This window comes from Actinomyces viscosus, assembly GCF_900637975.1.
In the GTDB taxonomy this organism is placed as follows: domain Bacteria; phylum Actinomycetota; class Actinomycetes; order Actinomycetales; family Actinomycetaceae; genus Actinomyces; species Actinomyces viscosus.
Map to the genome: position 1 here is coordinate 2788442 of NZ_LR134477.1, position 20779 is coordinate 2809220.

The window sequence follows — 20779 nt, forward strand, 5'->3', positions numbered from 1 at the left end:
GCCAGCCGCCCTGGCGGATCCGCTGGGGGAGTGTCGGTGTCAGGTCGGTGAAGTGGGTTGACTCCACGAGGCTCTTCCACTCCATCTCCGCGCAATTCGTCTCCGCGCAATTCGTCGTTGTAAAGGACACAGCCTGTTCTGCTGTACTGATCTTTGTCAGCCAGGTCCGAAAGGCGGTGACGTTTCCCGGGGCTCCCCACCAGGTTGCGCGGTCCGTGAAGGTTATTCAGGGGTTGGTGTAGGCGTAGAGGGCTAGGGTGGCTGTGATAGTTTCTTTGAAGGTGTGCAGGGGGCGCCTGTAGTCGTGGGCCAGGATCTTCCAGGATTTGATGTGCGCGATGGTTCTCTCCACGACATACCGGATTTCATTTAGGGATTTGTTGGCCTGCTTCTGGGCCTTGGTGAGCTCACTGTTGGGAGGTTTCTTGTAGGGGGTGAGAACCCCGGTTCCGATGTAGCCTTTATCGGCGATGCAGCAGGAGGGGTCGATCTCCTCCAAGAGACCGGAGGTGGTGATGGCCTTGGTGTCGTGGGTGGCCCCCGGTAGCGGGTCTGAGGCCCACCGCAGGCGCCCGGCGGGGCTGACCAGTACTTGCAGGCTCAGGCCGGTGCGCTTGTGCTTGCCCGACCACAGGTCCGTCCGATCCTTCCAGCTCCAGCACGGCAGGAGCGTACCGTCGATGATGTGCACGCCCCCATGGGGGACCTCCTCGACGGTCGCCAGCACAGGCCCCAAGACCCTGGCGATGATCCGGGTGACCACCGAGATCGCCCGCGAGATCGTCGGCTGTGACACCCCCATGATCTCGGCGATCGCCTCCTGGGAGGTGTTGGTGCGCAAATACATCAACGTCGCCCGCACCGCGGCCAGTGGGCCAAGAATTCTTGGCGCCAAGGAGATCTCAGTATCACCCAGCACCATTTCCACCAGGCAGCTCAACTGCGTTCTGTCCAGGCCTGTGATACCCTTACCCATGACGGCTCGTTCCTGAGAGGTTTCATGTAGCAATCTGATTCTCTCAGACCAACGAGCCGTCACCCATTCAACACACCGAACCCCTAAACCCCCATACACGCCCCTGAATAACCTTCCGTGTCGCTGCGCAGGTGCTCGGGCCGGTCGGGACGACCAAGGGCCTCTCGCATGATCGTGAAAAGATCCAGGATCTGACATGCCTCCCGTGCAGCTGTGGCGATCGCCCCGTCCAGGGCTGAGTCGCACCCCAAGCCGCAGGCGACGATCTGCTCAGACGGCTCGATGATCGCGCACATGATGACGCTCAGCTCCCGGCAGCGCGACGGCATCTCCAGCGCCACGAGCTCGGCTCCCCGGTCACGCAGCGGTGCGATCACCGATTGCAGCGGGCCCAGTGCTGATCGGGCCTGGGCGAGGGGAAGGCGCCGTACTCCCTGGCACAGGTACCAGCCGCGCATCGCTGCATCGCGCTCGATCAGCTCCCGCAGACCGCGGGTGCGGCAGAACTCGACGCTCGGTCCGGCCGCGGCTCCGGAGGGTCCCGCATCAGGGAAGAGCAGTGGCGGGCCGAGACGGTCCTGGGCCGCGACCGCCCAGCGCTCCACGACCTCGCCCGCAGCTCGCAGCAGAGTCTCGTCGCGGCGCTGCCCGCAGGCGCCGACGGCGTGCATGGTGAAGGGCCCCTCCTCCTGGCCGTCACCGGTGAGGAGTGCTCCAACGGACCACAGCAGACGCCTCCCGGCTCGCGGGGGCGTGACATGAAGGGTGCGGACGATTCCTGAGCCCGGCTCCAGGACGCAACGGATATCAGGCACAGGAGCCCTCGGAGGTGCAGAGCCCGAGCAGGGTCTCGAGCTGGCCGGTGGTGAAACGCCGCATCATGGGCAGTCGCCCGCCCCAGCGGCGTTCGATCCGACGGATGACTCGCTGCGTGCCTCCGCCGGGCAGCGGAATCGAGGTCGGCAGGCCCCACCGGCTGACGACCTCGGTGGGCTCTGTGGAGCCGAGCGGCCACAGCTCGGCCAGCACCTCCGACCTCCCCCATTCGCTGCGGCCGTTCAGCACGAGGTGGGCCCAGGGCCCCATGAGGGCGCTGAGAGCCTCGTTCTTGCGCACTCCTGCGACCATGGACAGCTCGGTGGCGATGAACCATACGGGTGAGGGGGCGCTGCCCCGGCCCTTGAGGCTCAGCCCCCGGTGCGTCATGGTCGAGGCGAAGGCGATGCGGTGGAGCAGGTCGGGGTCCGCGCCGTCGGTGAGAGCATCGAGCCCCTCTCGAAGCCGGGAGACGAGCATGCGGGCCTCCCACTCCGAGGCGGCAAGGCTCGAGGGGGTGCACACGGTGCTCACCAGCGCCCGGCTGAGTGCCTCCAGGGCGCCCTCCCTGGCCAGGGTCAGAGGCAGCGTGGTCAGGAGGTCGGGGTCGAGCCATGCGCGATCGGCCTCGAGCGCCGCCCCGACGACCAGGCTGCGGGCCCGTTCCCCGTCGAACCCGACGAGCCGATGATCGAAGCAGGCCCCGCTGCTCGACTCCGAGCCGGTGCCCAGCGTGGTCGGGACCAGGGTGAGGCGGCGCCGTCGGCCGATCCCGGCCAGCGGAATGAGCCCGCACCGGTCGGCGGCCTGCTCCAGGTGGTCGACCATCGCCGGACGTTCCGCCGTGAGGGCGGCGAGCTTGGCCAGATCCATGGTGGCGCCGCCACCGATCGCGATCACCTCACGCGGATCGGTCCGCTCGATGGCCTGCGCGACCTCCCTGACTCCTCCGAGCCCGGTGGCGCCGTCGACCGGGATGACCGGAAGACGGGAGGGCAGCCCGGGAAGAGCATGGTCCACCACCGCTGCGTCGATGATCGCCAGCTCAGTGCGCGGGGACAGCGTGCGCGACCAGGAACCGGTGCCGAGCTCGGGTCCGGTTGGCAGCAGCAGGGACGATGTCTTCATGCGGCGACCGTTCCCCGACCCGCGAGGACCGATGAGACGGCGTCCTGAACCCGGTCCACGAGACGGTCCAGGTCGCGCGCATCGTAGACGAGGGCGGGCACCAGCTGGAAGCTGCTCGGGCCAGGCTGAACAATGGCGCCGTTGCGGCGGCACCGATCGATGATGCGGGTGATGGTCTGGCCGTCGGCATCGGGAAGCTGAACCGAGCGGAAGCAGCCCAGCCCCGTGGTGCTGGATCCGGGGATCCGCTCGGCCAGGGCGTCAAGACGCTCATCGAGCTGCCGGGCGACGGCGCGTCCACGGGACAGGACGTGCTCGTTCTCAAAGGCCTCAAGGGTGGCCAGGATGGCGGCGCAGGACGCCGGGCTGCCCGCCTGCGTCTCACCGTGCATGAACGGGGAGTCCGCCGAGTCCAGCGCCTCGGTCACCCGCGTTGCCAGAAGGATCGCGGAGGCGGCCTGGGTGCCGTTGGTCAGTCCCTTGGAGGTGACGAGGATGTCGGGGCTCTCCGCCCAGGTCTCACTGGCGAACATCGGTCCTGTGCGGCCGAATCCGGTGGCGACCTCGTCGGCCACCAGGAGATAGCCGTGCCGGCGGCGACCCTCCAGGACCGTGGAGAGGAACTCGGAGCCCACGACGTGAGTGCCCGAGCCCTGTACCGGTTCAAGGACGACAGCGGCGACGCGGTCCCCCTCTCGCTCCAGCAGACGGGCGAGGTCCTGGGGGCGGCGATGGTCGATATGCCGCACGGAACGGCCATCGACCCCGTAGATCCTCTGCCCCAGGTTCTCTCCGGTCAAAGACATGGCCCCCAGAGTCGTTCCGTGGTAGGAGCCCTTGAGGGAGACGATGATCGTGCGACTCGGCTCGCCGCAGACGACCTGGTACTGACGGACCATCTTGATGACGCTGTCCAGTGCGGCCGATCCCGACGTCGCATGGACGACTCGACGATAGTGATCGGCCCCCGCTGCGGCGAGCAGGCGGTGCCCGGTGCGTTCGGCCCAGGTGTGGGAACCGCGGAAGTGAGTGAGGTAGGAGGCCTCCAGGAGAGCGGCGTGAACCGCGTCGGCCACGCCTCGGTGCCCGTACCCCAATGGAACGTTCCATAAACCGGAGATGCCGTCGAGGCACTGGCTGCCGTCGGCGTAGGTGATCGCCGTCCCGCGGGCCCGGGTGGGCTGGGGTGAGGAGGAGAAGGTGCTCGGAGGAGTGAAGAACTCGGTGGTGACAGACATGGAAGGAAGGCCTCGTGGTGTAGTCGACTAGGGTTTGCGGGCGACCAGAAGCACCCCGGAGTGGTCCGGCATCGCCTGGTCGGGAGTGGAGTGGCGCTCCACGATCGTCAGCCCGAGCCGGGTGCAGGCCTCACTGATCCAGGACGAGGGGACCAGATGCAGCTCGGAGACGTAGCACTCCTCGCCCCATCTGAGGATGCTGCGACGGCGGCCGCGGGCCTGATCGAGCTCTTCAGTCAGGGAGATGCCGGGCTGGATCTCGATCGTCGTCGTGCCCTCCGCGGCGATGTCGTCCGTGGAGACGATGAGCAGTCCACCGGGGGCGAGGCTGCGCGCGGAGCACTCGAGGGCCCCGAGCCGCTGCTCGGCGTCGAGCTGAGTGATGGAGGCCGTGGGCAGGCAGACGGCCTTGAAGCGCTCCGTGAAGGAGAAGGAGCTCATGTCCGCCTCCTGCACCTCGATGCGCGCGGCCAGGTCTCCGGGAGCATCGGCGACCGAGTCCTGCTCGGAGATACGGGAGCGCAGGACCTCAAGCATGTCGGGGCTCAGATCGGTGGCCAGGATCCGGTAGCCGGCCTCCGCCATCGGCAGCGTGACCCGACCCGAGCCGCAGGCGAGCTCGAGGATGCGCAGATCCGCCAGATCCGGGCTCAGATGGTTCTCCAGCGTCTCCAGGATCAGTGCGATCTCGGTGTCGTCGTGGGCGGACAAGGCGTGATAGCGCTGAGCCCCCAGGCCGCTGTACAGGGGGGAGAGAACCGGGCTACGCACTGTAGACCACCTCCCGTGGGCTGATGAGGCCGGCCTCGGACAGGGAGGCGACGGCGTGGTAGATGGTCGACGGCGGAAGATCGAGGATGTGGGCGAGGTCGGTGTCGTTAGGTAGCGTCATGAGCGTCTCCAGGATCGTGGCCAGGGTGGTCGATACGGACAGCATTCGGCCGTTGCCGGGGATCAGGCAGCGGATTCCCGCGCGGGAGCGCACGATGATGGGTGCGTCAGCCGGTTCGACCGGGGTCTGCGGGCTCGTCTCCGACAGGCGCATGCCCAGGCCGGAGATCTCGACTGGCTCCTCCTGCAGGGTGTGCAGTGTGGTGAGTGCGTTGATGATGGTGAGGTAGCGGGGCAGCCAGGCGCGGTCGCCCCGGTCCCGCTGCGCCGGGCTGCGGTCGGTGCCGGGGAAGTGGTGGTGCACCCCGGTGGAGGACACCGTCAGGCGGGTCTGCGGCACGGTGCCGGTCCTCAGCGCGTCGGCATCCTCCAGGACCGTCATCGGGTGGATGAGCTGAGCCGGGACGCATCCGGTGGTGATGGCTGCGTCGGCGTCCTGAAGGAAGAGCTCCCACTCCTCCCGGGTGGCCAGACGGATGAGGGTCGGGCCGGCCACGGGGAGGAACGCGGCCAGGGAGTAGTCCATGACTGCGATCTCCATGGCTCCGTCGATGACCAGCAGCTCGCAGTCCCGGGTCAGGTCTCCTTCCCGGACGACGATCTCGTGGCCGGCGGCGGGTGCGGAGATGGGCTGCGGGGTGATGACCAGTGCCGACGGCGGCAGCTCGGAGGGGGTGTAGCGGGTGCCGTCGTCGAGCCAGACGGCGGCCCGATCACCTCGGGCGCCGACCAGGTAACGCCGAAGATCGGCCATCGCCTGAGAGGCGCGCTTGGCGGTCATCAGTCCTCCTCGTCGTCGGAGTACAGGCTTCCTCCGGGAAGCACTGGCCCGAGCTGGTGGCGGATGACGCGTGCGAGCGGCTGGTACACCTTCTGAGAGGTGATCCTGCCGGTCGTCCCCGGGGTGAGCTCCACGTCCGACTCGACGACCAGGCAGGTCCCGGGCGGCATCTGTGCGTCGGAGAGCAGGGGCGAGACGGCTCGGAGCGGGACCGTGCAGTTCTCGGTGGCGACGACGGTCCCCTGCCCGAGGGCGGGGCCCGTCAGGAGCCCTGAGCGGTGGAAGGAGACCTTCGTTCCGGTCGTCACCGGGGCCGAGCCCGCGGCGTCCCCGGTCAGAGCGACCGCGCGGTGGCTACCGGTGGCCTGGAACCCCAGGGAGGTGGTGGTACCGATCGGGGTGAGCAGGACCAGAACGGCTGCGGAGAAGCCGGTCACGAACAGTCGGATCTGCTGGGTGCGCTTCAAGCCGCGCAGCCCGTGGATCATCTTGACCAGGGCGTTCATGAGGCAGAACCCGATGAGCATGCTCAGCATGATTCGGCCTCCGGCGCCACCGCGAAGCAGGTTCGGCGCGATCGCCGTGACGGCGGTCCAGACGATGACCAGGGGCGTGACCAGGCAACCCACCCCGAACAGCGCGACCCACAGGGGCTCGTGCGGCTCCGGGATGCCGGCGACCCGATTGCGCAGCGCCTGGATGGAGCGCTGCCTGAGACCGGACTGGTTGGTGAACCCGACCAGGGCCACGTAGCCGTCCAGACGGAGGAACGGAATGAGGTTGCTCAGCGCCACGAGGTAGGTGCTGGCCCCGTACCAGGTGAGGAAGGCGTGCTCCCCACCCAGCAGGAGGTTCGCGATCAGGGCGGTGGCCCCGATGCTCGTCTGGATGACGATGCCGGCGAAGGCGACCGCAACCCTGTCCTTACGGGGAAGCAACCACGCCTCGGTGACGTCGCAGAAGGCCGCCGGGGAGAAGTAGAACAGCATGATCCCCATGCGGTGAGGCATGCCGCCGCAGGCGGTGAGGGTCAGTCCATGAGCGAGCTCATGAATGGCGGTTGTCAGGGTGAGGGCCAGCAGCAGAGCGCCGTAGGTGCCCAGCGTCAGCGGCTGGAACAAGGTGCTGTTCGGGTTCCCGGCGAGGGAGAGCAGCGCGGGGATCCCCAGGATTGCGATGACCAGCGGGACCCAGCGCAGGAAGGTCTTCCTCAACGCCTTCACGACCGGGGCCGCCTTGATGAAGAAGGCCTCAGGGCGGTTGAAGCAGAGCTTGAGGATGAGCGGTCCGTCGTTGTCGACGCTCCACAGCGGCTTCTGCTCAGTGGAGTCCATCTCGTAATCGGCCACGACCAGGCCGTACTTGCTGACGGCGTCGAGAGCGTGATCGACATCGGAGGGCTGCCACTGCGGTGGCATCTGCTCCAGAAGATCCGTCTTGGTCAGTGGCCCCTTGGTCTTGAGGGTCACCAGCAGCTCGCCGAGCTGTTCGCCGACTCCGAGGAGCTTGTTGTCTGGGGTGCGAACCGCCCACCCGTCTCCGGCCTGAGGGCGGACGACGGCGACGTCTCGGTGCAGCCGGAGAGCTCCTCGGGGGCGAGAGAGCACATCCTGCTCAGGCACGTAGATCACCCATCTTCGTCACTGCGGTGGCGATGATGGACAGACCGACCGTCCAGGCTACGAGGAGTCCCGCGGCCAGCGGAGCCGACATGTCGCCGACGGCCGTGGCGTCCTTGATGAGCGTGAGCTGGAGGCCGCCGGGCAGGTACTGGCCCAGGTCGTTGGGCAGGGCGCGCACGATGGCCGGCTCGATGTAGGTGGTCCAGGCGACCAGGAGGAGGATGACCGGCAGCGTGCGGCGCAGCAGCCAGCCGAAGCAGGTCCCCCACGGGGCGGCCAGGGCGCTGACGGCGATGATGCCGACGACGGTGCTGACGAGATCCTCGTTCATCGTGATGCTCAGGTCACGCTGGTGGAAGATCACGAAGGTGGGAATGGTGGAGCTCAGGGCGCCGATGAGGCCGAAGAGCAGGCCGGCCGGCAAGGAGGCCAGGGCGTGGCTGGCAACGAGCCTGCCGACGCCGCGGTGCTGGGTGACTCGAGCCGCCACAGTGGCGTCGCGGAACTCGGTCGTCACCTGGGTGGCTCCCCACAGGGTGGACACCAGCAGGACGGAGAATCCGATGCGAATGAGTCGCAGGGCCACGGAGTCGACGGCGGCCTGGTTGGACAGGTCGATCTCGCTGAGGAACTTGCTGGCGTCGAAGATCGTGGCGAAGCTGCTCAGAGCGATCCCGATCACGAGGAACCACTTCAGGGAGGCCTCGGTGAGCCCTCGGCGGGTCAGAGCCCACAAGGAGCGGAACACGGACAAGCCGCTGGTGCTGGGGGCCGGCGTGGCCAGGGCCCGACCGGAGGTGATGGTCTGCGCGGAGGAAAGGACGTTGGTGGTCATGCTGCACGGCTCCTGGAGGTGGTGGAAGAGACAAGGTTGAGGTAGGCGTCCTCGAGCGTGGGGCCACCGTGGTGGCGCAGCTCGTCGAGGGATCCGTTGAAGAGGCAGCGGCGCTTGATGACGACGATGCTGTCGACCATGCGCTCGACCTCGGCGAGAATGTGGCTCGAGATGAGCAGGGCGCCGCCGGAGTCGATGTGCTGCTGGAGCACGCGGCGCAGCCAGTGGGCGCCCTCGATGTCCAGACCGTTGGTCGGCTCGTCCAGAACGAGGAGCTGCGGCCGCCCCGCCATGGCGGTGGCCAGGTTGACCCGCTTGCGCTCGCCCGTGGACAGGTCCTTGATCCGGCGACGCATCAGAGGATCGAGATCGAACTCGTCGACGATGCTGTCCATCTCGTCGCGTGACAGGCCGGCCGCGAGCCGGTGGTTGACGAGGTGGTTGTGGACCGTGTGGCTGGTGGGCAGCCCGGTGTTGTCGAATGCGAAGCCGATGTGGTGGGCCGCATCGGGAATGGCCAGGGGCGCGTGGCCGAACACGGAGACGCTGCCCGACGTGGGGCGAAGAAGGCCGTGGACGGCTCGCAGCGTCGTGGTCTTGCCGGCGCCGTTGGGGCCGAGGAGCCCAAGAGACTGTCCGGGCTCAATGCTGAAGGTGACGTTGTCCACCGCAGTGGTGGACCGGTAGCGCTTGGTGAGATGGCTGATCTCTAGGAGTGGCTTCAGGTTCATGGTGTGTTCTCCTTACGGCGACTGAGCTGCTCCGGGCCGCTCGGGTCGCGTGGGGCCGAGGGGGTCGCGGTGGGTCAGATGAGCGCGATGAGGGCGCCGAGTCCGAACAGGACACCGAGAGCGGCTGCGGAGTCCTTCCAGTCAGGTGCGTCGAGTGACTCGAACTCAGTGATCTCGGTATCGAGGTTCATGGGTTTGTCCATGGGGGTCTCCTTACGTGGTGAGGTGCCGGGGAGGCATTCGATGTGATGTCACTACTCCACCGGAAGATCACTGTTTCCGGATCGCCTGGTCGGGCGCTCTGGGCTCATCCGATGGGCTAGTCCGATTGACTGAGCAGTGGGTCATGGGAGGGACTGACGGCAGGGGGCCTACACCCTCGTCGAGGGGCTCAGGGACAGGACGACCTTTCCCGAGCGCTCGCGGGAACCGAAGGCCTCCAGCAGGAAGTCGTCGATGTCGTCCCGGGGGTGGATGGCGCTGGGATCCAGCGGGATCGATCCGGCCCGGGCCAGCTCGAGGGCGTGAAGCAGGTCCTCTCGGGTACCCAGGCAGTTACCCATGAGGGTGAGGTTCGCCGTGATGATCCTGGCGATGAGCTCCCCCGGTGATCCGCACGATCCGACCCCGTCCATGAGTGGGTGCTGGTGCAGCATCCCGCAGGTGATGTAGGTGCCGGCCATCTCCAGGGAGGCGACGGCCCCGGCGAGGTTGAGGTCGCAGAAGGGATCGATGACGTGACTGACCCGGATCCTGGTCGCCGCGGGATCCTCGAGGCCGGGATGCCTGCGCTCGTTGGGGAGAAGGGGAGTATCCGGTTTCGATGACACCACCCAGCACGAGGCGCCGATCGCCTGAAGCTGGTGTCGCACGGCCATCGACGTCGAGCTGGTGGCGGCGGTGACCAGGACCTGTGACTGCGGCCCGACTCCCGACCTGCGGATCATCGCGGCGGCGGTCTGGTGGCACAGGCCGAAGGCAGCGGCCTGCGGCGTCGTCATCCACGAGGGCACGGCAACGAGCTGGGACTCGTGGACGAGCAGAACACCCCGGGACGCCGTGTTGGTGACGACGCCGGGTGCGGCTCCCTCGGCGGCCTCGGGGTAGGCCGAGCAGGCCATCACCCGCTGTCCCGGAGTGAGGCGGCAGTCCGGTGAGGCTGCCAGGACGGTGCCGCAGAACTCGGAGCCGAAGGCGGTCAGGGAGGGCTCGTTCGCCGGACCGCGGTGAACCGCCTGAGGATCGGTCCCCTGCAGGATGAGTGAGCGGTCGCGATAATTGCATGACAGGGCGTCGACGCGGACAACGACCTTTCCGGAGAGGGTGAGAACCCTGTCCTCCAGGCGACGGCTCTCCACCTGAACGGGCACAGCCCGGATCTCACGTCCATACAGTGAGATCCCGGCTGTGTCGGTACCAGTGAGGAAGACGGCTGGGCACTTCATCGGCTGGTGATCTGCTTGTTTCCTCGAACGAAGGTCCAGATGGAGCCGATGCTCAGGCCTCCACCGAGCCCTGTCAGCGCGATCTGAAGCGATCCGCTCAGCTGGATGAGTGCGATGGCGGCGATGATGATGCCGGCGACGACTCCGACGACGGTGAGAGCAAGACGCATGATGGGGTTCCTTTCAGTGACGGGTGACCACGGATGCGGTCGGGTTGGGGAAAGAGGTCGTTAAGGACAAGGCGGTCCGCAGGAGGTGGAGAGCCGCGAGGGCGCCTGTGACGCCGTCGGCCGAGTCCCCCTTGAGGGACAGGCCCGGATCGTCGACGACGCCGATGGTGCTCGGCGTACAGATGACCAGGTCATCGGCCAGGCACTCCAGGGCCACCTGCTCGACGTCGGGCAGGGGGGAGCCGGCCAGGCGCAGGACGCTGAGGGCCAGCAGGCTGCCGATGGCGCCGTTGCGCACACTCGACCCGGCGGTGCTCGCCGAGGGGGCGGGACGCATGGTGTCCTTCAGGTCGGTGGGCACGGTGAGCTTGGTGAGCCCTTCGAGTGCGGCGACGACGGCGAGCCAGCCGAGTCGGCCGTCGAGCCCGCCGGCATGCGGTGGGACGAGCGTGGCCAGCTGCGCCGCGTCCTGGATCAGGAGCGAGCGGGCCCGGTGCCGTGACCCGGGGATGAAGGACAGAAGGTCTGCCAGCAGCCAGAACACGGCCTGTCCGGTGGCTCCCTCCCACATGCCCGGTCGGGCCGGTGGCTCAGGGCGGTCCAGACGCCTGGCCGCCTCCTGGATGATGGCCTCCGCTTCGTGGCGGGGCAGCCCGCCGGTGTGGGCCAGCAGGCAGGCGATGGCTCCCGTTCCCGCTGTGCCGGTCATCAGCCCGGGACTGTGGCTCAGGGCGTCGTCGGGGTGAGAGGGGCTCAGGCCGAGCCGGCTGAACACGGTGGCCAGGGTGCGCAGGCAGGCGTCGAAGGCGGGAGCCGGGCCGACGTCGCCGGAGAAGGCCTCGGTGCCGGAGGTCGTCCCGACCGGTGTGGGGGACGGGTGTGGCCGCTCCTGGTGCGTGTCGAGGGCGGCGATGATGGCGTCCGGGGTCGGTTCGACAGTGCTGCGGCCGGTCACCCCGGGGGCGTCGGGTGGCACGGGCGTGAGGGCCAGCAGGCGCCCGGCCGCCGCCTCGATGAGGTCTGCGCAGGATGGATGACGGCGCCGTGCCTGGTGGGCCAGGGCCCGAATACGTGCCGGGCCGAGCCGGATTCCCCGCTTGGAACGCACGAACATCGACAGAGTCATGATGTCGAAGGAGTACCAGTCGACCGTCGTTCCGCGGATGTTGGGCGGCGGCGTATAGTCAATGGCCGCCATCGCCAGCTCATCATCGCAGTCCGCGCATGAGGCGGCTTCCAGGTCGAAGAAGATGATGCGGTCGTCAGCAAGAAGAATGTTGTTCTCGTGGACGTCGTTGAGCACGACGCCGCAGTCGTGCACCGCCTCGAGCTCCCGGCGGATCGTCTCGAGAGTGGTGCGTGCCCACTCCTCATAGGCGGGGGTCGACTGCTCGCGCAGGCGTCGGTTGCGTTCACGCATCAGCGTGACGCCGTCGATCATCTCGCGAATGAGATAGGCGTGGCTGGTGCCGTCGACCTGCTCGAGGAAGGTGGGGACGGATGCGCGTCCCTGCAACCGACGCAGGATCTCGGCCTCGTGCCGGATCCTCCACACGGCATCGTGGTGGAGCCGGTCGATCCCGGCGTGGGGACGTCCCTCCTTGACCAGGACGGTGGCACCCGTGGAATGCATCTGTCCGGCATAGACTCCTCCGCCCGCGTGATGGGCGAGGGCGTGGGTCAGCGTGCATGGCAGGTGTGATGAGCGGTTGGCGCGGCGGTGCCGACCGGGCCCGGTCCATGCCGGCCACGTCACCCAGTCCGGGATGTGGAGGCCGGGACGCCGCGTGTCTGCGATGAGCTCGCCGTCGGGACCGTGAATGGCCAGACGGCGAATGCCGTCGGCGTCGGTGCAGTACATGGGGGTGAAAGCGCCCCACCTGACGAAGACCGGGGCGTCCCCGCACCTGAGGTCGGTGAGAATATCCGGTCCGTGCATGTGGCGAAGCGCGTGGAGCAGAATGTTGACGATCCGCCCGCATTCCTCCTCATCTCGGGGGTAGAGGCAGCAGAACTTGCCGGCCGCTGAGCGGGAGACGTTCTTCGAGAGCTTGAAGGCCAGCATCTCGCGTGTCGGCGTGAACTTGAATCCTATGGAGTTCTGCCGGCATATCTCAGAGACGATGTCGAGTGCTTGATCGGCCTCATCCAGAACCGTCGAGATGTGGATCTTCCATCCCTCGTCGGGAAGCTCGGCGTCCGTGGGGAAGTAGAACTTCCACTGATCGTTCTCCGTGACCTCCCAGCCCTCCGGGGTGGTGCCGTCCCAGATGCGGAACGGTGAGGCCGGAACGATTGTCGGGGAGAAGGCGGAGTCGCCCTCATGCTCGGTTGGTGCGATTTCTCCAAGATTCACGGGGTGCCTCCTTTCTCGGCGTTCTGAACGGTGGTGTGTGGTGGTGAGACTGCATGGTGGGGGCGCCGCACTGGGAACCCGCCCGGGGCGCCCCCACCATGCCGACCTCAGGCGTCTCAGGTCAGGGCGACGGCGACGCTGACACCGCCGGCGAAGGAGATCGAGGCGATGGCGACGTCGTCCCAACCGGGGGCGTCCATCGACTCCAGCTCCTCGGCGTCGAGCTCGGTGTTCTTCTTGATGTTCTTGGCCATGGGTGTTCCTTTCGGTGTGGCGGGGGTGAGTTCCCCGGGTTGTGGTTGTCCGTCCTCTTGGATGTCATGTGAGGCTCGGTGTGCCTCCGGATCGGATGACTGAAATGAAACTCCTGTTCGCGGCGTCCCAAATCGGTGAAACGGTCGGGTCGGTCGGCTGATATCTGACGGCTGGTTGGGGGAGGCGGTGCGGGATGGGGTGGCGTGGGGCCGCCGTCTCAGTCGTCCTGCTGACACGCTCGTCCGGCTCTCTGGGCCGACTGACGCTGCTGCAGCCGCTGGCCGGACGGCCATCCGGCCCCGGCTCGCCGTCGGGACCTCGACGCGAAGACCCGCCCCGCCCGTGTCTCAGACGTGAAGAGACGCAGGCGGGGCGGGGGTGAGGAGCTCGGAGGTGGGTTTAGAGATCCCCGACCTTCTGGAGGCGCTGGAGGCTGAGCCAGCCCACCGGGATCGGGATCCAGAAGGTCACCAGGCGGTAGACGATCGCCGTGGACAGCGCCACGCCGTAGGGGACGCCGGCGGCGACGAGCCCGGCGGTCAGGGCGAGCTCGACCGGGCCGATACCGCCGGGGGAGGGCACGATCGAGCCCACTGTGTTGGAGGCCAGGTAAGTGATGGCCAGGACCGCGAAGGGCACCGTGTAGCCGAAGGCCCACAGGCTCGCGCTGAAGGACAGGATGTAGGACAGGCTCAGCGTGAGCGCGCCGCCCACGCCCAGGGTCAGTCGCATCGGGTTGGACATGACCCACACGAGCCGCGGCCACACCTGGCGGTAGGTGGGCTCGATCTTGGCCCAGGCCCAGGTGCGCGCCTTGGGGATGGTCAGGACCACCGCCGCCACCACGACGATGGCGCCAGCGGCGACCAGCACCCAGCCGGACGGCAGGGTCAGTCCGGTCGACTGGCCGGTCATGGCCGCCAGCACCACGAGCAGCACCACGGTGACGACGAACTGGACCACCTGGACCAGGGCCACTGTGGCCACGCCGACCGCGGTGGGCACCCCCTTGCGGTTGAGGAAGCGCAGGTTGATGGCCGCCCCGCCCACGCCGGCCGGCGCCACCAGCGACACGACGGCGCTGGCCAGGTGCACCTCGGTGGAGCGCCACAGCGAGAGCCGCTCGGGACTGAAGGCCACTAGCGTGAGTCCGGCGCCCACGTAGGTCGCCACGGAGAAGGCCAGCGCCGCCAGCATCCACCAGGCATTGGCCTGGGAGACGGCGGCACTGACCTGCTGGAAGTCCAGCTGCGCCATGAGCGTCCACACCGCCACCAGCCCCACCACGACCATGAGGACGGTGCGCGTGGAGAAGCGGTTGAGGCGGGCGGGCTCGGCGTCGGCCGTGGGGGTGAGCGCCACGAGGGCGTCGCGCAGGTCCTGGAGCACCTGCCGGCTGGCCCCGCGCCGCCCCATGGCCTCGCGGGTCTGGCGCGGCAGGACCACCCGCTGCAGCATGGGGGCGATCGAGGCCAGCTGCGCGGTGGTCAGCGACCGGGAGGCGGCGTCGATGGCCCGCTCGGCCCCCACGGTCAGGGCGGTCAGCGCCAGGGCCTGGGCCAGGTCCACGCGGCGGGCCAGCTCGGAGGAGATCGTCTCGCCCGAGGCCCAGTCCAGGAGCCACAGCCGCCCGGACTCGTCGACGACGACGCTCGAGGCGTCGATGCTCCCGTGCGCCAGCCCCGCGGCGTGAGCGCGCTGGAGCTGGCTCCACAGCTGGTCCAGGACGTCGTCGTCGATCTCGGCCCCCAGGTCGCTGATGGAGCGGGCGCCGACGACGTGGTCGGTCACCAGCAGCACGGACTCGGCGGCCTCTGCCATCCCCAGCAGGCCGGGGGTGCGCACGCGGGCGCGGCGGGCCTCCATCGTCATGAGGGCGGCGTGCTCGGCGGCAGGGCGCAGGGACAGGTCACGGGTGGGGGACAGGCCCCGAACGCGGATCTGGTCCCAGACGTTGGAGAGGAATCCGGCCACCTGCCGGTCGGCGTCGAGGAGGGTGACGTTGCGGCGCTCACCGGCCGAGTCCCACACGGCGTACATCCGGTGGACCGAGGCCCGCTCCTGGGACAGGGCCTCGCTGGAGGCCTCGGCCAGGACGGCGGCCAGGTCGACGTCGGTGGCCGGCCTGATCGTGTTGGTGCCGCCCGGGCCCGACGACGTCGGATCGAGCGGGGAGCGGGCCGGCCGACTCGTCGCGGCGGTGGGTGCGCCCGTGTCCGCCGCAGCGGCCGGGTCGTCGGTCGGTGAGGCCTGCGGGACAGTACCTGCACGACCGGCACCGTCTGCACCGGCTGTACCGGTCGCCTCCTCGGGGGGCCGTCCGGGGCCTGCCGAGGAGACTGCGGCCGGGTCTGATGGAGCGGCGTCGGCACCGTCCGTCGTGGTGGCCGAGGTCAGCGGGTTCTCGCGCGCCTGCTCACGAACCTGCTCGGTGTAGCCCAGGGGGGCGTCGGTGGTGACCACCCAGGCGCGCGCCTCGGGGGCGCGGTCCATGCGGACCACGCGCACGGCGTCGATCCCGGCGCGGCGCAGCGCGCGCACGAGCGTGACCCCGTGGGCGCGGCGGTCCTCCACGCCGAAGACGTAGCGCACCAGCAGGCCCACGGCGCGCCCCAGCAGCAGGGACAGCACCGCGCCGGGCAGGGTCAGGGCCCCGCGCAGGACGGCCAGACCCAGGATCGTCCACAGGGCCGCCCAGCCCGAGCGCATGGTGGTCGAGCTGTTGCGGTCGCCGGCGCCCGTGAGCAGGCCGGCCATGGAGGCGAAGACGGTGGAGACGCCCAGCTGGGCGGTGCCCGAGGCGGTGACCGTCAGCCCCATGACCAGGGCGGTCGGCCCCCATGCGACGAGGCCGGTCATGGCTCCGACGGCGACCGCGAACCCGGCGATCCCCGACAGGACGGCCTCGCCGCAGGAGCGCCAGGAGCGGCGCAGGAGGCGGTCCAGCAGTACGGCCAGCGGCACGATGAAGGTGGTCAGACCCTCAATGGCCTGTAGCGGGAAGACCAGGATGCGGCGCAGCACCAGCGCCAGGGCGTTCTGGACGTCCTGGGTGACCCCGGTCGTGGTCTGGCGGGCGTAGATCGCCAGGATGAGGACGGCGCCGATGCCCAGGAGGGTCAGGGTCAGGTCGAGCAGGTCCTCGGTGCGGCGCAGGCGGTGCGCGGTGGTGTCGACCAGGAGCGTCGTCGAGCACGGGGCTGCGGGCTCGGGGGCCGGGGTGGGCTCGGGCGCCGGGGCGACGCCGATGACCGGGATGCCCACCGGTGAGGTGGAAGCCGATCCGGCCGACGGCGCCGAGCCTGTCGACGCAATGGGTGACGGTGCGGCCGACGGAGCGACGACAGGGGGTGGCTCGGTGAGTGCCGGGGCATCGGTGGGGCCGGCTGCCGACGGGGGTGAGCCTGGTGCCGCATCTGTCATGAGGTCGATTCTAGGAGGCGAGTCTGTGCCGCCCTCCTACGACAGGAGGACCCGCGTGTGGGGAGGTGCCGCCCAAAGAAGTTTGCGATACGAACCAACGAGGTCTATCTGGAAGTGGTTTGAAACGCGAACCACTTGGAGTAAGGGGGTTCACGATGAGTGCTGTATCCCGGCATCACGAGGTTCCGGCGGGGCCGGCCGGCGCTGCCGCCTCCGACGTCGACATCGACCCCGTCATCCATGCTCAGGCCCGCCTGCGGATCATGGCGACCCTGGCCGCCGTGCCGGTCGGCGACGAGCTGCACTTCCCGAGGCTGCGCGAGCTGCTGGACATGACGGCCGGCAACCTGTCCACCCACCTGTCCAAGCTGGAGGGTGCGGGCTATGTCCAGCAGAACAAGACCTACGCCGGGCGCAGCCCCGCCACCTACCTGGCGCTGACACCCGAGGGGCGGGTCGCCTTCGAGCGGTACGTACGCAACCTGCGCTCCCTGCTCGATGCCTGAGGGCTGAGGTGTCCGACATCGGTCGGGGGTGTATTTAACCGTACGGTCGGAGTATGGTGTGAAGCAAGTCTCATAGGTTGGTGTCGATGGCGGTACCTCCGTGAGGCGTTGTTGCACGGCTCGGTCGGTACCCGCCGACCGGGCGTCGGGACGGGCGGCCGTCCGCCCCGATGCCTCCGTCACCATCTCCGTCACTGTCGACAACCCCAAGGACATGCCATGCCTTTCAGCTCGAAGACCACGCGTACCAGCTCACAGACCTCTCCCCGGTCCGGCGGCCCGTCCGCTCACCGGATCAACCGCCGCACCCTGCTCAAGGGCATGGGCGGGCTCGCCGCCGCCTCCTTCGTGGGGGCCGGCGCCGTCGTCGCCGGATCGACCCCGGCGCAGGCCGCCCTCAACGTGGCCGAGCGCGAGGACCAGGGCCGCATGCAGTACTACAAGCTGGTGACGCCGTCGATCGGCTGGCTGCCCCGCGTCAACGTGCTGCTGCCCGACGGCTACGACGCCTCGCGCCGCTACCCGGTGCTCTACCTGCTGCACGGCGGTGGTGAGGACTACTCGACCTTCGACACCAAGTACGACATTCGCAACCACACCGCGGGCCGCGACCTCATTGTCGTCATGCCCGACGGAGGGGCGGTCGGCTGGTACTCCGACCCCGAGTCCTCCAACGTGGGACCGCGCAACTGGGAGACCTTCCACATTAAGGAGCTCATCCCTTGGGTCGACGCCACCTTCAGCACCATCGCGCAGCCGGCCGGGCGCGCCGTCTCCGGCTTCTCCATGGGCGGCTTCGGAGCACTGAAGTACACCGCGAAGCACCCCGGGCTCTTCGGGTCCGTCTCCTGCCACTCGGGGCCGGCCGACCTGCGCATCCAGGACGGCGCGGTCGTCAACTGGGCGAACTTCACCGCCGGCGCCGCCGACCTCAAGGGCGGCACGATCTACGGGATCCCGTGGGACCAGGCGCGGGTGAGCGCCGACAACCCGGTCGAGCACGTGGAGAGCTACCGCGGCAAGCGAATCTTCCTCGTCTGCGGCACCGAGGGGGACCGCTACGAGAGCATCGTCCTGCCCAGCCAGCAGAGCTTCGAGAAGGCGCTCGACGGCGCGGGCATCGGCTACGAGCGCTATGAGGACACCGGCGCCCACATTGTGCGCTGGGGGCGCATGCAGCAGGACATCGACTCCCTGCTCAACTTCTTCGCCAAGGCCGGGTGAGGGCGGGGCGGCCGCCGGCCTACCTCTACGTGGCCGAGTGCGAGGACGGTGGCTGCGTGAGGTACGACGTGCTGCTTGTCGGCGTGTGTGCCGGCAGGGTCCGTGGCGCCGGGTTCGGAGCCGCCAGGGCGGCGGCTCCGGGCTTCGTTATCGTTTCGATCCCTGGAGAGCCGTTCTTGGCGTTGACCGGCAAGATATTACGTTGCTAGCGTCAAGCGGCGTGCGAAAGTGCCGCAGTCGAGCTGTCGGTGGCGTAAAAGCCGAAACGACGCGATTGAAGACGCAGCAACGCGCTGTTGTACCTCCATCCCTATCGTCCCACTGAGAGGATTTTTCCGTGCCTCTTTCCTCCCTCCGTCCGCGTTCCGTCGGCCAGGTCGCTGCGGCGGCCTTGATCGCCTCGGTGCTCGTGCTACCCCACCCCGCTGCTCGTGCGGATGACGCGAACGACGGGGACGTCGGCGCCTTCGCCGTGGTCAAGTGGGTCATGGACTACGACCTCATGCCCGTCGCCTACCATCCGGGCGCTTCGAGCGGTGCCCTCCTCGTGACCGGCGGATTCCCGGTCACCAATGTCGCCGCCAACTCGGGTATTGACCCCGACGACCTGGATGAGCTGCGTAAAAAGGAGTTCACCTTCACCTACCAGTGCGATGACGCCGCCAAGACCACGGGGACGATCACGGCCAAGGGTGATGGGAATCCGGTGAAGTCACCCGCGCTGCCTGTGGGAACCATGTGCGAAATTACTGAGGATCTGGGCAGCGCTCAGGCCGAGGGGTACGTCCTCGAGGACTGGGATTCGTCCGAGACGGTGAGGATCACGGGGGAAGGGGTTGATAATGTGTACTTCACCAACTACTACTCCCCGACCCCGGACAAGCCTGCTCCTAGCCCTTCTCCGACCTCGGACAGGCCTACTGCCAGTCCTTCTCCGACCCCGGACACCGTGACGCCTTCGGCGAGCGCGTCCGTCACGCAGGGCAGCTCGGTTGAGCCCTCACCCAGTGGAACTGCGGAGGTGACGAGCCCGAACGGAACGACCCCCTCGACACCACCCGCTCCTCCCGCGCCGGTTCTGGCCAGCACGGGTCTGAGCCTGGCGGTCGCCCTGACCGGTCTGCTGGGCTTTGCCGGTGGGGCGGCTCTGCTCATCGCCCGCCGGCGCGCCTGAGTCAGGACCGCGCGCCTGCCACACCCGCCCGGCTGGTCTCCCCCTTTTTCTCCTCAAGGGGAGACCAGCCGGGCGGGCTGCGTCATCTGGAGTGCGTCCTGTTCTCGCGGGTGGCCGCCGGCTGCGCTCGTGTTTCGGCCTCATCGGCACGGAAGTGTCCGGATGGGACGACTTTGACGAGGGGCCTGCGCAAGGCGGTTTGCATCTGCGCAGGTCAGGGCGTTGTGCATCTGTGGATGGCACGACCGGAGGGGGCAAAGTCGTCCCGTTCGGACAGAACTGGGCTGGTGGGACCGGCTGGTCAGCGCACGCCGCCGGTGCGGCGGGCGACGAGGGCCAGCAGGACCCACAGGATGCCGCCCACTCCGAGGACGGAGACGAGGATGGGCAGCATGCTGGCCGCATCCAGTTTCCCGGCCGTCGACATGGCCGACGATCCCAGGGACAGGGTCGTGCTGAGGATGCCCTGCGGGATGACGTAGACGAGAGGACTCTGGCTCGCCAGCAGCCCGAACCCGATGACGCAACCGACGAAGGCGACCGCCACGGGCGCGGCGAAGGACCGCATGGTCATGCTCAGCAGTGACTGCACCGCGACCAGCGGCGCCGCTCCCACGACCGCGAGGAGGCCCGAGACGATGAAGGTCGTGGGCATCGCGGGTCCCAGGCCCGCGACGACGGTGCCCGCCAGCCAGGTCAGTGCCAGCAGTACGACCTGCATGACCAGCACTGGCAGGAAGATGACCAGGGTCTTGGCCACCACGACGGCCACAGGGCTGTGCGGTGTCGTCCTCATGGCGTTCCAGCTGGTGCCGCGGTGCTCCGTCCTCCATGCGGTCGAGGCCAGTAGCGCCACCCCCAGCGAGCAGAACATCATCGAGTAGAAGAGCGCGACCTGCGAGCTGAGCGACACCCAGCCTCCGAACGCCTCACGATTCATCATGAAGTTGGCAGTCCCGGTAATGACAGCCAGTAGCGGCAGGAGAACAGCCACCACCCACACCGAGGACCTTCTGAGCTTGATGACCTCGGCGGCCAGTAGGGAGCCGAAACCACTGCGCCGCCGACTGGAGGCTCCCGAACCGGCAGGGCGCGGGAGTGCGGAAGCCGGGCCGGTTGGTGTGGCGGGCACGGCAGAGGCCATGGCTGAGGCCGGTGCGGTGGCAGCGGTGAGCGGGGCATCGGCGGTAGATGCGTATGCGTTCATG

At 68.4% G+C, this 20779-nt stretch carries 19 protein-coding genes; 3 read left to right on the forward strand and 16 right to left on the reverse strand.

Annotated features, from left to right (window positions below):
- Positions 1-226: 226 nt before the first annotated feature.
- The 15 genes from EL340_RS11875 to EL340_RS11930 all read right to left on the reverse strand — a co-directional run bounded on the left by EL340_RS11875 (position 227) and on the right by EL340_RS11930 (position 16667).
- Positions 227-976, reverse strand: a complete 750-nt coding sequence (locus EL340_RS11875) for a transposase family protein (RefSeq protein WP_197722279.1) — start codon at positions 974-976, stop codon at positions 227-229.
- Between the two features lie 83 nt (positions 977-1059).
- A complete protein-coding gene (locus EL340_RS11880; protein ID WP_126414731.1) occupies positions 1060-1791 on the reverse strand; it encodes a YcaO-like family protein in 732 nt (243 codons plus the stop codon).
- Positions 1784-2920 (reverse strand): iron-containing alcohol dehydrogenase, encoded by a 1137-nt coding sequence (locus tag EL340_RS11885; protein ID WP_126414732.1) that lies wholly within the window; start codon positions 2918-2920, stop codon positions 1784-1786. The genes EL340_RS11880 and EL340_RS11885 overlap by 8 nt, the downstream gene beginning before the upstream one ends.
- Positions 2917-4158, reverse strand: a complete 1242-nt coding sequence (gene mpaD, locus EL340_RS11890) for a daptide-type RiPP biosynthesis aminotransferase (protein ID WP_126414733.1) — start codon at positions 4156-4158, stop codon at positions 2917-2919. The genes EL340_RS11885 and mpaD overlap by 4 nt, the downstream gene beginning before the upstream one ends.
- A gap of 27 nt (positions 4159-4185) precedes the next feature.
- On the reverse strand, positions 4186-4929 hold the full coding sequence (gene mpaM / locus EL340_RS11895) for a daptide-type RiPP biosynthesis methyltransferase (protein ID WP_126414734.1): 744 nt from the start codon (positions 4927-4929) through the stop codon (positions 4186-4188).
- A complete protein-coding gene (locus tag EL340_RS11900) occupies positions 4922-5830 on the reverse strand; it encodes a helix-turn-helix domain-containing protein (protein ID WP_126414735.1) in 909 nt (302 codons plus the stop codon). The genes mpaM and EL340_RS11900 overlap by 8 nt, the downstream gene beginning before the upstream one ends.
- Complete coding sequence (locus tag EL340_RS11905) at positions 5830-7452, reverse strand: zinc metalloprotease (protein WP_126414736.1); 1623 nt, start codon at positions 7450-7452, stop codon at positions 5830-5832. Before EL340_RS11905 ends, EL340_RS11900 begins: the two co-directional genes overlap by 1 nt.
- Positions 7445-8287: a hypothetical protein gene (locus EL340_RS11910; RefSeq protein WP_126414737.1), complete on the reverse strand. Its 843-nt coding sequence runs from the start codon at positions 8285-8287 to the stop codon at positions 7445-7447. Before EL340_RS11910 ends, EL340_RS11905 begins: the two co-directional genes overlap by 8 nt.
- Complete coding sequence (locus tag EL340_RS11915; RefSeq protein WP_020992116.1) at positions 8284-9018, reverse strand: ABC transporter ATP-binding protein; 735 nt, start codon at positions 9016-9018, stop codon at positions 8284-8286. Before EL340_RS11915 ends, EL340_RS11910 begins: the two co-directional genes overlap by 4 nt.
- A 74-nt stretch (positions 9019-9092) precedes the next feature.
- Positions 9093-9221: a hypothetical protein gene (locus EL340_RS15750; protein WP_267892485.1), complete on the reverse strand. Its 129-nt coding sequence runs from the start codon at positions 9219-9221 to the stop codon at positions 9093-9095.
- A gap of 168 nt (positions 9222-9389) precedes the next feature.
- On the reverse strand, positions 9390-10388 hold the full coding sequence (locus EL340_RS11920; RefSeq protein WP_126414738.1) for a quinone oxidoreductase family protein: 999 nt from the start codon (positions 10386-10388) through the stop codon (positions 9390-9392).
- Positions 10389-10459: 71 nt separating this feature from the next.
- Entirely contained in the window at positions 10460-10633 is a 174-nt protein-coding gene (locus EL340_RS15010) for a hypothetical protein (protein WP_003788668.1), read from the reverse strand.
- Positions 10634-10646: 13 nt separating this feature from the next.
- Complete coding sequence (locus tag EL340_RS11925; RefSeq protein ID WP_126414739.1) at positions 10647-12989, reverse strand: class III lanthionine synthetase LanKC N-terminal domain-containing protein; 2343 nt, start codon at positions 12987-12989, stop codon at positions 10647-10649.
- A 116-nt stretch (positions 12990-13105) separates the two neighbouring features.
- Complete coding sequence (locus EL340_RS15015; RefSeq protein WP_164719318.1) at positions 13106-13243, reverse strand: hypothetical protein; 138 nt, start codon at positions 13241-13243, stop codon at positions 13106-13108.
- 400 nt (positions 13244-13643) lie between these two features.
- The gene (locus EL340_RS11930; RefSeq protein WP_126414740.1) at positions 13644-16667 is read right to left on the reverse strand and encodes a lysylphosphatidylglycerol synthase transmembrane domain-containing protein; all 3024 of its coding nucleotides are present in this window, start codon (positions 16665-16667) and stop codon (positions 13644-13646) included.
- 155 nt (positions 16668-16822) lie between these two features.
- Here EL340_RS11930 and EL340_RS11935 point away from each other — a divergent pair, with 155 nt between their 5' ends.
- The 3 genes from EL340_RS11935 to EL340_RS11945 all read left to right on the forward strand — a co-directional run bounded on the left by EL340_RS11935 (position 16823) and on the right by EL340_RS11945 (position 19571).
- Positions 16823-17173 carry a winged helix-turn-helix domain-containing protein gene (locus EL340_RS11935; protein ID WP_126414741.1) on the forward strand — a complete coding sequence of 117 codons (351 nt, stop codon included), beginning with the start codon at positions 16823-16825 and terminating at the stop codon, positions 17171-17173.
- A 219-nt stretch (positions 17174-17392) separates the two neighbouring features.
- A complete protein-coding gene (locus EL340_RS11940; protein ID WP_126414742.1) occupies positions 17393-18397 on the forward strand; it encodes an alpha/beta hydrolase in 1005 nt (334 codons plus the stop codon).
- Positions 18398-18734: 337 nt separating this feature from the next.
- Entirely contained in the window at positions 18735-19571 is an 837-nt protein-coding gene (locus EL340_RS11945; protein WP_126414743.1) for a DUF5979 domain-containing protein, read from the forward strand.
- Positions 19572-19872: 301 nt separating this feature from the next.
- On the opposite strand, the gene EL340_RS11950 is transcribed toward EL340_RS11945, so the two are convergent.
- On the reverse strand, positions 19873-20778 hold the full coding sequence (locus tag EL340_RS11950) for an ABC transporter permease (protein ID WP_232023054.1): 906 nt from the start codon (positions 20776-20778) through the stop codon (positions 19873-19875).
- Position 20779: the final 1 nt, after the last annotated feature.